General features: G+C 74.8%; 12 protein-coding genes. 3 read left to right on the forward strand and 9 right to left on the reverse strand.

All coding sequences use genetic code 11. The features are described 5' to 3' along the window. Window positions 1–173: 173 nt before the first annotated feature. Entirely contained in the window at window positions 174–1,277 is a 1,104-nt protein-coding gene (locus ACZ3TI_RS12515) for a C40 family peptidase (protein ID WP_465726173.1), read from the forward strand. Between the two features lie 113 nt (window positions 1,278–1,390). On the opposite strand, the gene ACZ3TI_RS12520 is transcribed toward ACZ3TI_RS12515, so the two are convergent. The 4 genes from ACZ3TI_RS12520 to ACZ3TI_RS12535 all read right to left on the reverse strand — a co-directional run bounded on the left by ACZ3TI_RS12520 (window position 1,391) and on the right by ACZ3TI_RS12535 (window position 6,451). Next, window positions 1,391–2,305: a M56 family metallopeptidase gene (locus tag ACZ3TI_RS12520; RefSeq protein WP_465726174.1), complete on the reverse strand. Its 915-nt coding sequence runs from the start codon at window positions 2,303–2,305 to the stop codon at window positions 1,391–1,393. Beyond that, window positions 2,302–2,703, reverse strand: a complete 402-nt coding sequence (locus ACZ3TI_RS12525) for a BlaI/MecI/CopY family transcriptional regulator (RefSeq protein ID WP_465726175.1) — start codon at window positions 2,701–2,703, stop codon at window positions 2,302–2,304. Before ACZ3TI_RS12525 ends, ACZ3TI_RS12520 begins: the two co-directional genes overlap by 4 nt. Window positions 2,704–2,966: 263 nt before the next feature. Next, on the reverse strand, window positions 2,967–5,705 hold the full coding sequence (locus ACZ3TI_RS12530; protein ID WP_465726176.1) for an FtsX-like permease family protein: 2,739 nt from the start codon (window positions 5,703–5,705) through the stop codon (window positions 2,967–2,969). Next, window positions 5,702–6,451, reverse strand: a complete 750-nt coding sequence (locus ACZ3TI_RS12535; RefSeq protein ID WP_465726345.1) for an ABC transporter ATP-binding protein — start codon at window positions 6,449–6,451, stop codon at window positions 5,702–5,704. The genes ACZ3TI_RS12530 and ACZ3TI_RS12535 overlap by 4 nt, the downstream gene beginning before the upstream one ends. Window positions 6,452–6,801: 350 nt before the next feature. Here ACZ3TI_RS12535 and ACZ3TI_RS12540 point away from each other — a divergent pair, with 350 nt between their 5' ends. Next, a complete protein-coding gene (locus ACZ3TI_RS12540; RefSeq protein WP_465726177.1) occupies window positions 6,802–7,479 on the forward strand; it encodes a YoaK family protein in 678 nt (225 codons plus the stop codon). Window positions 7,480–7,503: 24 nt separating this feature from the next. Here the strand turns inward: ACZ3TI_RS12540 and ACZ3TI_RS12545 are convergent, their stop codons facing one another. The 3 genes from ACZ3TI_RS12545 to ACZ3TI_RS12555 form a co-directional block, all read right to left on the reverse strand. Next, window positions 7,504–8,160, reverse strand: coding sequence for an Rv1733c family protein (locus tag ACZ3TI_RS12545; RefSeq protein WP_465726178.1), 657 nt, complete (start codon window positions 8,158–8,160; stop codon window positions 7,504–7,506). Window positions 8,161–8,583: 423 nt separating this feature from the next. Continuing rightward, window positions 8,584–9,036 carry a nucleotide triphosphate diphosphatase NUDT15 gene (locus ACZ3TI_RS12550; RefSeq protein ID WP_465726179.1) on the reverse strand — a complete coding sequence of 151 codons (453 nt, stop codon included), beginning with the start codon at window positions 9,034–9,036 and terminating at the stop codon, window positions 8,584–8,586. 37 nt (window positions 9,037–9,073) lie between these two features. Beyond that, on the reverse strand, window positions 9,074–10,582 hold the full coding sequence (locus ACZ3TI_RS12555) for an SDR family NAD(P)-dependent oxidoreductase (protein WP_465726180.1): 1,509 nt from the start codon (window positions 10,580–10,582) through the stop codon (window positions 9,074–9,076). Between the two features lie 291 nt (window positions 10,583–10,873). Here ACZ3TI_RS12555 and ACZ3TI_RS12560 point away from each other — a divergent pair, with 291 nt between their 5' ends. Next, window positions 10,874–12,313, forward strand: coding sequence for a GuaB1 family IMP dehydrogenase-related protein (locus tag ACZ3TI_RS12560; RefSeq protein WP_465726181.1), 1,440 nt, complete (start codon window positions 10,874–10,876; stop codon window positions 12,311–12,313). Here ACZ3TI_RS12560 and ACZ3TI_RS12565 read toward each other — a convergent pair. Together ACZ3TI_RS12565 and ACZ3TI_RS12570 are read right to left on the reverse strand one after the other, a co-directional pair. Continuing rightward, on the reverse strand, window positions 12,274–13,185 hold the full coding sequence (locus ACZ3TI_RS12565; RefSeq protein WP_465726182.1) for a DUF5995 family protein: 912 nt from the start codon (window positions 13,183–13,185) through the stop codon (window positions 12,274–12,276). The genes ACZ3TI_RS12560 and ACZ3TI_RS12565 overlap by 40 nt on opposite strands. Window positions 13,186–13,313: 128 nt before the next feature. Next, a complete protein-coding gene (locus ACZ3TI_RS12570; protein WP_465726183.1) occupies window positions 13,314–13,703 on the reverse strand; it encodes a DUF3224 domain-containing protein in 390 nt (129 codons plus the stop codon). Window positions 13,704–13,716: the final 13 nt, after the last annotated feature.

Consider the following 13,716-nt stretch of genomic DNA (forward strand, 5'->3'; position numbering starts at 1 on the left):
GGATTGCGGAACCCCACCACTCATCTATTAAGTTACTTCGAAGAAGGTGGGTGGGGGCAGCATCCCCCCGTTGCTCCGTCCTGCCCGCCTTCTCCCGTCTTCGCCCGTCCCCCGGCCCCCCGCGAAGCCGTCCCCGGATTCCGCGGATTCCCCCGAAAGAGAGCCGACCGCCCATGGGAAAGCGCCGCAAGAGCAGCCCCCCGAGCCGGGCCCGCATGGCGGTCCTCACCACGGCCATGGCCGCCGGCGGCGCGGTCCTCGCCTCCGGCACCGCCCACGCCGAGCCCACGCCGACCCTCGCCTCCGTCAAGGAGCAGGTGGACCAGCTCAACGAGGAGGCCGAGCAGTCCATCGAGCGCTACAACGGCTTCCAGGCCAAGCAGCAGAAGCTCCAGGTCGAGGCCAACCAGATCCAGGAGAAGGTCGTCCGCGGGCAGGAGGCGATGAACGAGCTGCGCACCCGGCTCGGCGCGGTCGCCGCCGACCAGTACCGGACCAACGGCATCGACCCGTCGGTCCAGCTGATGCTCGACTCCGACCCGTCCGCCTACCTGGAGCGCGCCTCGGTGCAGAACCAGGTCTCCGACTCCCAGGCGAACCTGCTCAAGCAGGCCCAGGACGAGCAGCGCAAGCTCGACCAGGACCGCGCCGAGGCCACCGCGACCCTCGCCGAACTCGACTCGGTCGGCAAGCAGCTGGCGGAGCAGAAGAACGACATCCAGACCAAGCTGGCCCAGGCCCAGGCGATGCTCAACAAGCTCAGCGCCGAGGACCGCGCCAAGATCAACGCCCAGCAGTCCGCCGAGAAGGCCAAGGCGGAGGCCAAGCAGGCCGCCGCCTCCGCCGCGGCGTCCGAAGCGTCCGCCGCCGACCGCGCCTCCCGCTCCACCGAGCGCCCCGACCTGAACGCCCCGGTGGCCGCCGCCAGCGGCCGGGTCGCCACCATCATCGCGTTCGCCCAGGCCCAGCTCGGCAAGCCCTACGGCTGGGGCAAGAGCGGCCCCGCCAGCTTCGACTGCTCCGGCCTCACCAGCCAGGCGTACGCCGCGGCGAACGTCCGGATCTCCCGGATGTCCCAGGACCAGTGGAACGACGGCCCGCACGTCGACCGCGCCAGCCTCCAGCCCGGCGACCTGGTCTTCTTCTACAACGACCTGCACCACGTCGGCCTGTACATCGGCGACGGCAAGATGATCCACGCGCCGCGCACCGGCAAGAACATCGAGGTGCTGCCGATCTCCGCGATGCCGTACATGGGCGCCGTCCGCCCGGCCTGACCGTCAGCCGCGGCGGCCCGCAGCGGCCCGCTCCCCCTCCGGTGGGGGCGGGCCTTCGGCGTTCCGGGGCACCCGGCACGGTTCGGCGCGGCACCACACCCGTGGCGAGCCCGCTACGGATGCGGTGCGCAGGCCAGCAGGTACGGCAGCGCAGGGAGCGTCAACGTCCCGAGACGGCAGGCCAGTTGGCGTCGCCGACCGCCGCCGGGGCGGGCCAGTCGCCGGACCCGGGCCAGCACCCCGGCGCCCGCCACCCCGAGCGCCCCGCCACCAGGAGCGACGCCCGGAAGGCCACCCGGAGCGGAGACCCCGACGGTCGCCAACGCGCAGAGCGCCGAGGCCAGTTCACCCCGCGACACCTGTGCCAGCGCCGCGTCGTCCGCCGCCATCTCCAGCAGCAGCGCCACCTCCGAGCGCCCCAGCCGGGCCAGCGGCAGCGGCCCGAGGAGCAGGGCGAAGGTGTCCGCCGGCAGTCGGAACAGGTGGTGGCGGCCCCGGATGTGCCCGTGCTCGTGGGCGACGGCCGCGGCGAGCTGCCGCTCGTCCAGCAGCCGCAGCGCCCCGCGCGACAGCACGATCCGGGAGCGCCGCCCGGGCAGGCAGTAGACGGTCGGGTGCGCGTGCTCCAGCACCAGCGCGTCCCAGCGCCCGTCCCGTACGGCGACCACGTCCAACAGGGCCCGGTGCCGTCGCCGGGCCCGCCCGGTGCGCACGCCGACGGCGATCACCAGGGCGGCGACCACCGACCCGGCGGCTGCCAGCAGCCACCAGTCATGGGTGTGCGGAAGGACGGCTCCGACCGGTTCGGCGTGCGGGAGCAGGCCGAGCAGCCCGGCCGGCTCGTGGGCGAAGGGCTCGACGGCGTGGTGCGCCGCGAGCAGCAGGGCCACCGTGAACGAGGCCATCAGGGCGAGCCAGAGGGCCGCGCCCGCAGCCGGACGCGCCTGGAGCCGGGCGGAGCCGGCCAGCCGCCGGGGCAGGACGATGCCGGTCACCGCCAGGTAGAGGCCGAGCAGGGCGAGCGTCACCGCGGGTTCCGGCCCGAGCCCTGGTGCCGCTCCGGGTCCCGGGATGTGACCTGTTCGAGGGCCGCGAGCAGGGCGCAGGCCTCGTCCCCGCTGATCCCGTCGACGAAGTGGAGCAGCGCCCCGGCCCGGTCGGGGGTGGTCTCCAGCGCCTGGTGCATCAGCCGGGCGGTGTACTCCTCGCGGGTGCAGGTCGGCTCGTACACCCAGGCCCGGCCGACCTTGTCGCGGCGCAGCCAGCCCTTGGTGTGCAGGATGTCGGCGACCGTGGTGACGGTGGTGTACGCGACCGCGCGCTGCCGCTGCAGGTCGTCCACGACCTCGCGCACCGTGGCGGGCCTGTCCCAGGACCAGAGCCGGTCCATGATCTCGGCCTCCAGGTCGCCGAACCCCCGTAGCACCGCCCTGTTCTCCCTCGCCGAGCCCACTGCCGGCGCCCTTCGCCCGCCGGAACGCGGCCCATGGTACGGCGAGCGCCGGGCGTCCGCCCCCGCATGGCGGAGGCGGACGCCCGGCGTGGGCGGAGCGGTGCCCGGGGGGTGTCCGAGCGGTGTCAGTTCGTGCCCAGCCGGTGCTCAACCGGTGTCCGAACCCGACCGTACGGGTTCACCGGCCGGATCCACGGGGGCACAGGTCCACCGGTTCACCGGCCGGGTCCACGGGTTCACGACAGCCGCCGGCCGAGCGGGATCCGGGACTTGGTGAGCAGCGCGGCGAGCAGCCCCGCCACCACCGGCAGCGCCAGCACGACCAGCAGCAGCTCGCCCCACGGAGCGGTGACCAGCGCCGGCTTCCCCCCGAACCCGCTCGCCCGGGACTTCAGCAGCCCCACCGCCGGCACGAACCCGTTGGCCGCCCCGAGCAGCGCCCCCAGCAGGGCGATCAGCGCGCACTGCAGGCCCGCCATGGTGCGGCGGATCCGCGGCGGTGCGCCGACGGCGGCCAGCGTGGCCTGGTCCTGTCGGGAGTCGGCGGCGGCCAGGCCGGTGGCGATGCCGGCCGCGCCGAGCACGACCAGCCCGGCGAAGCCGGTGAGCGCCAGGGTGAGCGCGTCGCTCTTCGGCTGGAAGCCGCGCTCGATCTGCAGCATGGCGCTGCGGTCCAGCCGGATGGCCGACGCCTCGGCGCGCTGCTGCGCCTTGCGGTCGGGCGGGGTGGCGGGCAGCCAGACCGAGCCGGTGGGCCTCGCGGAGAGCCCGAACCGCTGCAGCGCGGAGGGCAGCACCATGCCCTGGGCGAAGGCCGCGGCGGTCGGGTTGTCGACCAGCACCGCCTCGACCGGGACCTCCTGCAGGTCGGGCTTGGGCACCTCGCCGGGCTGGACGGTGCCGCTGCCGCCGCGCAGCAGCATGACGGCCCTGCCGTCGGCGCCGACCAGGGACCGGTCGAAGACCAGCAGCTTCCCGGCGGCCAGCGCCTGCTCGACGGCGGGGTCGTGGACGGCGAACAGGTTGTGCAGCACGGTGGCGTCCCCGGCGGCGAGGTGCGGCGGGGCGCCGAGGCTGCCCAGGTTCACCGGGCCCTTGAGCTGGACGGTGCTGGAGCAGTTGGCGCAGAACCGGTACTCCACCTCGGCGAGGTCGCCGCGCGGGCCGAGCCCGGTGAGCTGCTTCTCCGTCTCGGTGCGCAGCTGCTCCAGCCGGGGCCCCTCGCTGTGGCTGACGAGCTGCACGGCGCCGTACGGGGCCTGCGGCCGGTAGTCGCGCCGGTTCTCGGCGTCGGTGCTGGTGCTGTACACCCCGACGGCGACGGCGCCGGCCACCGCGGCCATCACCGCGGCGACCGCCGGGGCGGTGCGCGAGCGGTGCCGGGCGGAGTCGCGCAGGGCGAGCCGCGGTCCGAGCGGCAGTCTCCCGGCGGCCCGGCCGAAGGCGGCGACGAGCATCGGGGTGCAGAGCAGCAGTCCGACCTCGGCGGTGATCGAGCCGCCGAGCACGGTGAGCGTACGGGTGTCGAAGCCGCCGACGCCCGGCTGTTCGCGCTGCACCGCGCCCGCGCCGTACATCGCGCCGGCGCCGCCGAGGACCACCAGCAGCAGGCCGATCACGGTGACCCGGCGGCTGGGCCCGCGGACGGTGTCCCGGCCGGTGAGCCCGGCGGTGACGCTGCGCCGGGCGGCCTGCAGTGCGGGCAGCGCGGCCGCGAGCAGGGCGGTGAGCAGGCCGATCCCGGCGATCGCGAGCAGGTCCAGCGGCGGCAGCGCGAGGTGTCCGAAGCGCGCGCCGCCGACCTGCTCGATCAGGGACCGCAGCAGGGCGACCAGCCCGGTGCCGAGCACCACGCCGGCCAGCGCCCCGGCCGCGCCGAGGACGAGGCCGCCGGCGAGCACCACCGCGCCGACGTGGGTACGGCTGCCGCCGGCCGCGCCGAGCAGGGCGAGCTGGCGGCGCGAGCGGCGGGCGCCGACCGCGAAGGCGGGCCCGGCGAGCAGGGCGACCTCCAGCAGCGCCATGCCCGTGACGGTGGCGACGACCGCCTTGGTGGTGTTGCCGGCCGCCGGGTCGCCGAAGCGGTACGCGTCGCGGTAGTAGGGGACGGCCGCGCGCGGCGGCGGGGCGAGCGCGACCGAGCGCGCGGTGACGGTGAAACCGTGGGCGTTGAACTCCTGGACCTTGGCCCAGTCGAGCGCGGTCCCCGCCGGGAGCCGGACCAGCCAGGCGGCGCGCTGTCCCGAGGCCCGCTCGGCGGCGGACTGGCCGGGCGTCGCGGCGGCAGTCATCGGCTCGAGCAACTCACCCGGCCGGGCGACGAGTTCGACCCGTCCGAGCTCGTCCGGGTGCTCCACGACACCGGTGACGGTGAAGGTGGTCTGCTCCAGGCCCTGGACGGTGGTGGTGCCGCCGACCGCGAGCCCGGCGTGGTCCAGGAAGGCCCGGGTGACGGCGAGTTCGTGCGGGGCCTTCGGGACGCGGCCCTCCACCAGGTCGATCCGGCCGCGCCAGACCGGGTCGCCGAGGTCGGCCTCGGTGGTGAGGGTGCGGACCAGGCCCTCGGGCGAGGTCGCGCCGGTCTCCGGCCCGGGCAGGGCCGGGGTGAGCACGCTGCCGGGCGGCAGCAACGAACCGGCCAGGACCGCCGGATCGGTGCTCGCGCCCCGCTGCTGCTCGGGCGTCGGCTGCTGACCCGGGCGGAGGTCGACGCCGAAGGCGCCGTCCTCGGCGACCGGGGCCTGCTCGACGCTGCGCCCCGGGCTGAGCGCGGTGACCAGCGCGTCCGCGCCGCCGACCACCCGCTCGACCCGCTCCGCCGGGGTGAGCTGCCCGCTGCGGTGGACCACGTCGGCGCCGGTGACGCCGAGTACGGGCAGCGCGACCATGGCGACGATCAGGGCGCTGCGGCCCTTGGCCCGCAGGGCGTCGCGGCGGGCGATGCGCAGGGCGACCCGCCAGGCTCCCGGCCTCACCGTGCCACCTCGCCCGTCGGACCGGGCCGGTGGACGGCGGCCGGGCAGGCCGCGGAGCGGTGGCCGGGGCTCTCCGAGGCGACCGCGCCGTCCCGCAGGTGGATGATCCGGTCCGCCCAACGGGCGTGCGAGGCCTCGTGGGTGACCATCATCGCGGCCGCCCCGGCGTCGCAGCGGGCGCGCAGCACGCCGAGCACCGCCTCGCCGGTGGCGGAGTCGAGCGCCCCGGTCGGCTCGTCGGCGAGCACCAGCCGCCGTTCGCCGATCAGCGCGCGGGCGATCGCGACCCGCTGCTGCTGACCGCCCGACATGTCGTCGGGGAAGCGGTCGGCGAGCTCGCCGATGCCCAGCTCCTCCAGCGCGACCAGCGCCTCCCGGCGGGCCCGGCGTCCCGGGACTCCGTCGAGTTCGCGCGGCAGGGCGATGTTCTCGGCGGCGGTGAGCGCCGGGATCAGGTTGTAGTCCTGGAAGACGTACCCGATGGAGCGGCGCCGCAGGTCGGCGAGCCCGCCCCGGCGGAGCCCGCCGAGCGAGACCCCCTCCACCAGCACCTCGCCCTCGCTGGGCTGGTCGAGCCCGCCGGCCAGGGTCAGCAGGGTGGACTTCCCGGAGCCGGACGGCCCCATGACGGCGACGAACTCGCCCGGGTGGACGGCAAGGTCGATGCCGCGCAGGGCGTGCACCTCGGCGGCGCCGCGCCCGTGCACCCGGGTGACCCGGGCCAGCCGCAGGACGGGCGCGGGCAGGGACGAACGGGTGCGGGTCGGGTCGGCGTGGGCCGGACGGGCGTGGGTCGGATCGGTGCGGGACACACTTCCCCCTCGTGAGCTGCTCAACTGTATATGTCGGTGAACTATATATGCCGGGAGCAGAAGCTCAAGGGGGGAGGTGATTGGTCAAAGGTCTACAAAGCTGTCGAAGTCGAGTGCGGGAATCGGAGCACCGGGCAGCCCGGAGCCCGTCGGAGGGAGTAGAACGGAGGGGCCGTCACCTGAACCGGACCGTCACCTGAACCGGACCGTCACGCGGACCGGCCCGTCACCTGAACCGGACCGCACCCGGACCGGACCGTCACCCGAACCGCCTGGGAGGCCCGATGCTGACCCCCGACCCCGAGCACGGGCCGCTGGTGCCGATGCTGCTGGTGCTGACCGTGGTCACCGGAGTGGTGGACGCGGTCAGCTACCTCGAACTCGGCCACGTCTTCGTCGCCAACATGACCGGCAACGTGGTGTTCCTCGGCTTCGCCCTGGCCGGCGCGGCGAACCTCTCCGCCACCGCCTCGCTCGCCGCCCTCGCGGCCTTCCTCCTCGGCGCGCTGGCCGGCGGCCACCTCGCCCGCCGCCTGCCCGGCCACCGGGGCCGCCTGCTGACGGCCGCCGTCGGGCTCCAGGCGGCCCTCGTCGCGGCGGGCACCGTCCTGGCGGCGGCCGTCGGCCACACCGCGGACCCCGCCCGCTACACCCTGATCGGGCTGCTCGGCTTCGCCATGGGCGGCCAGAACGCGGTGGTCCGCGCGCTGAAGGTCCCCGACCTCACCACCACCGTGCTCACCATGACCATCACCGCGCTCGCCGCCGACCGCACCGGCCCCCGCCGGCTTGCCTCCGCCGTCTGGATGTTCGCCGGCGCCCTCGTCGGCGCCCTCCTGGTCCTCCACGCCGGCGTCCCCACGGCCCTCGCCCTGGCTCTGGGCCTCCTCCTCGCGGTCGCCGCCCTCACCCGCCACGCCGCCGAACACACCCCGGCCCCGGCCTGGACCCAGCCCCGCTGAGTCCCGAGCGGCCTCCTGCGCCGATCAGTCCTCGTGGCGGTGGCCCGCGCGGCCGCTCCAGAGGGGTTCGAGGCGGGCCCAGTTCTCGGTCCAGGCGGATTCGGCGCGGCGGTCGAGGGCGTGGAGGCGCAGGCGGAGGGCGAGGATGACGAGGGCGAGCAGGATCAGGACGGCGCCGATGCCGGTGCAGGCGGCGGAGACGGCGAGGCCGGCGCGGTCGACCGGGGGAGCGGCGGCGTTGCCGGCCGCGTCGGTCCAGACCGGGATGCTGCTGCCGACGGCGGTCGAGTGCGGCGCCTGAACGGTGCCGGTGTGCCGCGTGCCGTCGGGGGCGGTCCAGGCGGCCTCGACGTCGGTCCGCTTGTTGTAGCCCTCGGCGAAGCGGCTGCCGGTGACGGCGGCGCGGTCCGGTACGGCGCGGACCACGGCGTCGACCTGGTGCAGCCGTGCGCGCTCCGCGGCCGCCTGCGGCAGGGCGTCGCGGTAGAGGAGGAGCGTGCCGCCCGCGGCGAGGGTGACGGCGAGCACCGCGCCGAGCGCGGCGAGCAGCCAGGCCCGGGCGCGGGCGCGGTCGAGGGGGCGGGCGAGCGGCTCGTGCCGGGCACCGAGGGCCTGCCGCAGCTGACGGCCGGTTCGCCGCGGGAGCGACACGGGCCGGGCCGGGCGGGGGGTGCTGGACACGTTGAGGGCTCCTCAGGGGCGCGGGGGCGTACGGCTGTTCGCCTGTACGCCACCAATTTCCACCCGACGGCCCCTCGCGCACAAGAGTGGTGCGCGCTCGTAGCACCTGCCACCGCAGGTGCTCTCCCCGCCAGTGCCGCCCGGTCCCGCAACCGGGACGTTCGGCCCTCGGCAGCCGTGCCCCCGTCCGGGCAGGCTGGATACCGGCGGCGCTCCCCGTGCCTGGGCGCGGCCGCGGCCCGGTCGACCGTGGGGGTGCCGGGCCGAGGGACGGGGCAGGGGGTGGTCGTGGGGCCACCCCCTGCTTTGGCTCCCGTCTGCTCTGGCTCCCGTTTCCCCGCCCGGGGCGCCCCCTGGCGGGGCTCTCAGGCTGCCCCTGTTGTGGCCCGGGCCGCCCCGGTGCCCAGCGGGTGACGGAGTACCTCAGTGGGTGACGGAGTAGCCGTGCGTCCCGTCCCGCCGCACGCCCTCCAGCCCGGGCAGCCAGCTGCCGAGCACCAGCGCGGACGGGTAGAACATCGGCTCCGGCAGCTCGTCCACCGCGAAGCGCTCCCAGCCGGCGCAGGCGTGCGGTTCGGTGACCACCGCCTCCGCCAGGCTGGGCGGCGCGAGGACGGCGGCGGTCAGCCGGGGCCGGCCGAGCTCGTGGTCGAGGTGGACGGCGAGCACCCGCATCCGGGCTGCGGGCAGCACGATGCCGGTCTCCTCGGCGAGTTCGCGGGCCGCGGTCTGCTCGAAGGACTCGCCCGGGTCGACCTTGCCGCCCGGCAGGCTCCAGGTCGGCGGCTCGCCGGCGGTGGTGCGCCGGCCGATCAGCACCCGGCCGTCCCCGGTGGGCACGATGATCCCGGCGCCGAGCATCGGTGCGGTGGTCAACTCGAGGTCTCCTTCGGGTGGTTGCCGGGAGGAACGGTTACCAGTTGGCGCGCTCGTAGTCCTTGAGGAAGCACCCGTACAGGTCCTCGCCCTGCTCGCCGCGCACGATCGGGTCGTAGACGCGGGCCGCGCCGTCGACCAGGTCGAGCGGGGCGTGGAAGCCCTCGTCGGCGAGGCGCATCTTGTCCGGGTGCGGCCGCTCGTCGGTGATCCAGCCGGTGTCGACGGCGGTCATCAGGATGCCGTCGGTCTGGAACATCTCCTGCGCGCTGGTGCGGGTGAGCATGTTGAGCGCGGCCTTGGCCATGTTGGTGTGCGGGTGGCCGGCGCCCTTGTAGCCGCGGGAGAACACGCCCTCCATCGCGGAGACGTTGACCACGTACTTGCGGCGGGACGTGGACGCGGCCATCGCCGGGCGCAGCCGGCTGATCAGGATGAACGGCGCGGTGGAGTTGCAGAGTTGGACCTCCAGCAGCTCGACCGGGCCGACCTCGTTGACGGTCTGCACCCAGCTGTTGGTGTCCGCGAGGTCGGGCACCAGGCCGCCGGCGTCGATGGCGGTGCCGGCCGCGATCCGGGCGGGGGTGGCGGAGCCGGTGACCAGGGCGAGCGAGGTGACGTCCTCGGCGGCCAGCCGCTGTTCGTCGCCGCTCGCCTGGTGGGGGAGTGCGGGCAGGTCGACGCTGCCGCTGCCGAAGCGGCCGATGGTGGTGGCCTGCGGCAGTTCGCCGGCGGGCAGCGGGGCGGACTCGGCGTTGACCAGCTCGCGGTAGGACTCCGGCGGGCGGCGCACGGTCTGCGCGGCGTTGTTGATCAGGATGTCCAGCGGGCCGTCGGCGGCGACCTCGTCGGCGAGCGCCATGACCTGGGCCGGGTCGCGCAGGTCGATGCCGATGACCTTGAGGCGGTGGATCCACTCGGAGCTGTCCGGCATCGACTTGAAGCGGCGGATGGCGTCGTTGGGGAAGCGCGTGGTGATGGTGGTGTGGGCGCCGTCGCGCAGCAGCATCAGCGCGATGTACATCCCGATCTTGGCGCGACCGCCGGTGAGCAGCGCGCGCTTGCCGGTGAGGTCGGCGCGCGCGTCGCGGCGGGCGCGGTTCTTGACGGCGCAATCCTGGCAGAGGTTGTGGTAGAAGGCGTCGACCTCGACGTACCGCTGCTTGCACGTGTAGCAGGAGCGCGGACGCTCCAGGATCCCGGCGATCTCGGTGGTGGTGACGGTGGTCAGGCCGAAGGCGCCGGCCGTCTCGTCGTCGATCCGGGTGGGGGCGCCGGTCGCGGTGCGTGCGGTGACCGCGCGGTCGTTGGCGGTCTTGCGGGCCCGGGTCTCCTGACGGCGGCGCTGCTTGAGGGTCCGGAATATGCCGCCCACGGCCTGGCGGACGGTGATCGCGTCCGGGTGGTCGACGTGCAGCTCGTCGAGCTCGGCGATCACCTCCAGGCAGAGCTTCAGCCGCTCGGGGTCGAGTCCGGGACCGTAGTCGATCTCCTCCTCGGTGTCGTCGATCCGGCCCTGCTCGATGTCCGTCTGCCCGTTGCCCACGCTTGCTGCCGCTTTCCCGTTCGCCTCGCCCATTACCGCGTGAATGCTACGGGAGCGGTCCCGGCCGGGGCGAAAAGCGGACGTCACGGGGGCCTTTGGATGATCCTCCATGTCTACGCGCGGAGCATTGATCACCGTTTGTGCACAGCCCCAGCAATGCTCCTCGAACTGGCTTTTGCCCTCGCCCTCACGGAGAATCGAATGCTGGGTGCAGGGCGCCCGAGTGCGCCCCGACGGCATCGCCGCAACCGCACCCGAGGTGTAATTTCTCCCAGCCAGAGAGCCCCCTTCATGCGCTTCCTGAACGACCTCAAGCCCTCGTACGACTTGACGTACGACGACGTCTTCATGGTCCCCAGCCGTTCCGCCGTGGGCTCCCGGCAGGGCGTCGACCTCTCCTCGAACGACGGCACCGGCACCACCATCCCGCTGGTCGTCGCCAACATGACCGCCATCGCCGGCCGCCGGATGGCCGAGACCGTCGCCCGCCGCGGCGGCTTGGTCGCCATCCCCCAGGACATCCCCACCGAGGTCATCGCCGAGGTCATCGCCTGGGTCAAGCAGCGCCACCTGGTCTTCGACACCCCGATCACCCTCGCCCCCGGCGCCACCGTCGCCGAGGCCCTGTCGCTGCTGCACAAGCGCGCGCACGGCGCCCTCGTGGTGGTCGAGGACGGCAAGCCGGTCGGCGTGGTCACCGACTCCGACTGCCAGGGCGTGGACCGCTTCACCGGCCTCGCCGACATCATGTCCCGCGACCTGCTGCTGCTCGACCAGGACGTCGAGCCGCGCGCCGCCTTCGAGAAGCTCACCGAGGCGCACCGCAAGCTCGCCCCGGTGGTCGACCGCGAGGGCCGCCTGGTCGGCATCCTCACCCGCAAGGGCGCGCTGCGCGCCACCCTGTACACCCCGGCCGTGGACGCGAACGGCAAGCTGCGGATCGCCGCCACCGTCGGCATCAACGGCGACGTCGCGGGCAAGGCCAAGGCCCTGATCGAGGCCGGCGCCGACGTGCTCGTGGTGGACACCGCGCACGGCCACCAGGAGTCCATGATCAGCGCGCTGCGCGCGGTGCGCGGACTGGACCCGCAGATCCCGATCGTGGCCGGCAACGTGGTCTCCGCCGCCGGTGTCCGCGACCTCGTCGAGGCGGGCGCCGACATCCTCAAGGTCGGTGTCGGCCCGGGCGCCATGTGCACCACCCGGATGATGACCGGCGTCGGCCGACCGCAGTTCTCCGCCGTCCTGGAGTGCGCCGCCGAGGCGCGCCGGCTCGGCAAGCACGTGTGGGCCGACGGCGGCGTGCGGCACCCGCGCGACGTCGCGATGGCGCTGGCCGCCGGCGCCTCCAACGTGATGATCGGCTCCTGGTTCGCCGGGACCTACGAGTCCCCGGGCGACCTGCAGACCGCCGCCGACGGCCGGCAGTACAAGGAGAGCTTCGGCATGGCCTCGGCCCGCGCCGTGAGCAACCGCACCGCCCAGGACTCCTCGTACGACCGGGCCCGCAAGGCGCTGTTCGAGGAGGGCATCTCGCACTCCCGGATGTTCCTCGACCCGGCGCGCCCGGGCGTCGAGGACCTGATCGACTCGATCATCGCCGGCGTGCGCAGCTCCTGCACCTACGCGGGCGCCAGCAGCCTGGAGGAGTTCCACGACAAGGCGATCGTGGGCGTCCAGAGCGCGGCCGGCTACGCCGAGGGCAAGCCGCTGCACTCCAGCTGGGCCTGATCGCCCACGCCCCCGGCCCCGGCCGGCCGGTTCCTCGCCTCGGGGAGCCGGCCGGCCGGCGCCGTGTCGGCGGCGACCGGTGCCGGTTCGCTGCCGCTGTCGGGGCGGGTGTCGGGGCGGGTGTGGGCGCCGGCGCGGGTGTGGGCACCGGTGCGTCGGTCGTGCGGTCCGAGCGGGAGCAGCAGTGCGCGGCCGAGCAGCCCGACCGAGTCGTCCAGCGCGGTGGCGAAGGCCCGGGCCGCGACCGGCAGGTGCCGCAGCTCCCACAGCGTTCCGACGGCGGTCCACGCCCCCTCGCGGGCGGCCCCGACCGACCAGGCGCCGAGCAGGTGGACGAGTGGCTCGGCGTGCTCCAGCAGGTCGGGCCCGGGCATCAGCCGCTCCCGGACGGCCGTCTCCACCTCGGCCAGCAGTCCGTTGATCCGGTGGTAGTCCTCCTCGAGGTCGGTGGGTCCGCAGCCGCGGCGGCGGCAGGTGTCCACCACGGCCAGCGGTAGGTCGTGCTGGATGTGGGCGGCCATCCCGGCGAGTGCGAACTGCAGCGGGTGCACCCCCGGGTGGGCTCGCAGCGCGAACAGCGGGCGCCAGCAGGCGGGCGGCTCCTGCCCGGCCGCGTCGGCGGCCACGGCCCGCAGGTACCGCCCGGCGAACACCGCGTCCAGTTCGGCCATCGCCGACGGATCGGCGAAGTACCCGCCGCCGAGCCGGTCGCGGACCGCCTCCGTGACGTCGAGGTAGAGCCGGTTGAAGACCGCCACCCCGTCGACCGGGGGCAGCCCCGCCCCGATCTCCCGCAGCCGGCCGACCACCCCCGCGACCGTGGGCGCCCCCGCGACCGCTGCCGTCGTACGATCCACCGCTCTGCCGGGCATGCGCCACCCTCCGATGTCGATCGTGCACTGATCGCATCATCGTGGCAGCGCGGCCCGGCAGCGGACGGGCGCGGCACGCCGGTGCCGGTGTCGGTGTCCGGGGCGCCGCCCGCACGGGCCGGGAGGGCTCAGCCCAGCTCGTACTCCAGGACGAAGGTGTGGGCGCCGGACTCGTCGACGGTCAGGTGGAACTCCCCGGTGATCCCGGCCAGCTCGCCCGACCCCGTGCCCGGCACCACGCGTATCGTCGTGCCGGTGGTGTCCCAGGCCGCGTGCTGGAGCACGAACGAGCCCTCACGACCGTCCAGCTCACCCGTGACGTGCTCCACCGCGACGTACGACGCCGGACCGCCGGTCGGGCCCCCGACGGACAGCATCCGCACCTCGCTCGTGCCGCTCAGCGCACCCGTGAAGGACTTGGCGATCCGGATCCGCCCGAAGGACGCGCCCTCCCGCTCCTCCGTCTCCACCGGCTCGAACGCCGTCAGTTCGAACGACCCCTCAGCCTTGAACCCCATGGCACCGTCCTCT

The sequence above is a fragment of the Kitasatospora sp. NPDC023120 genome (assembly GCF_055560835.1).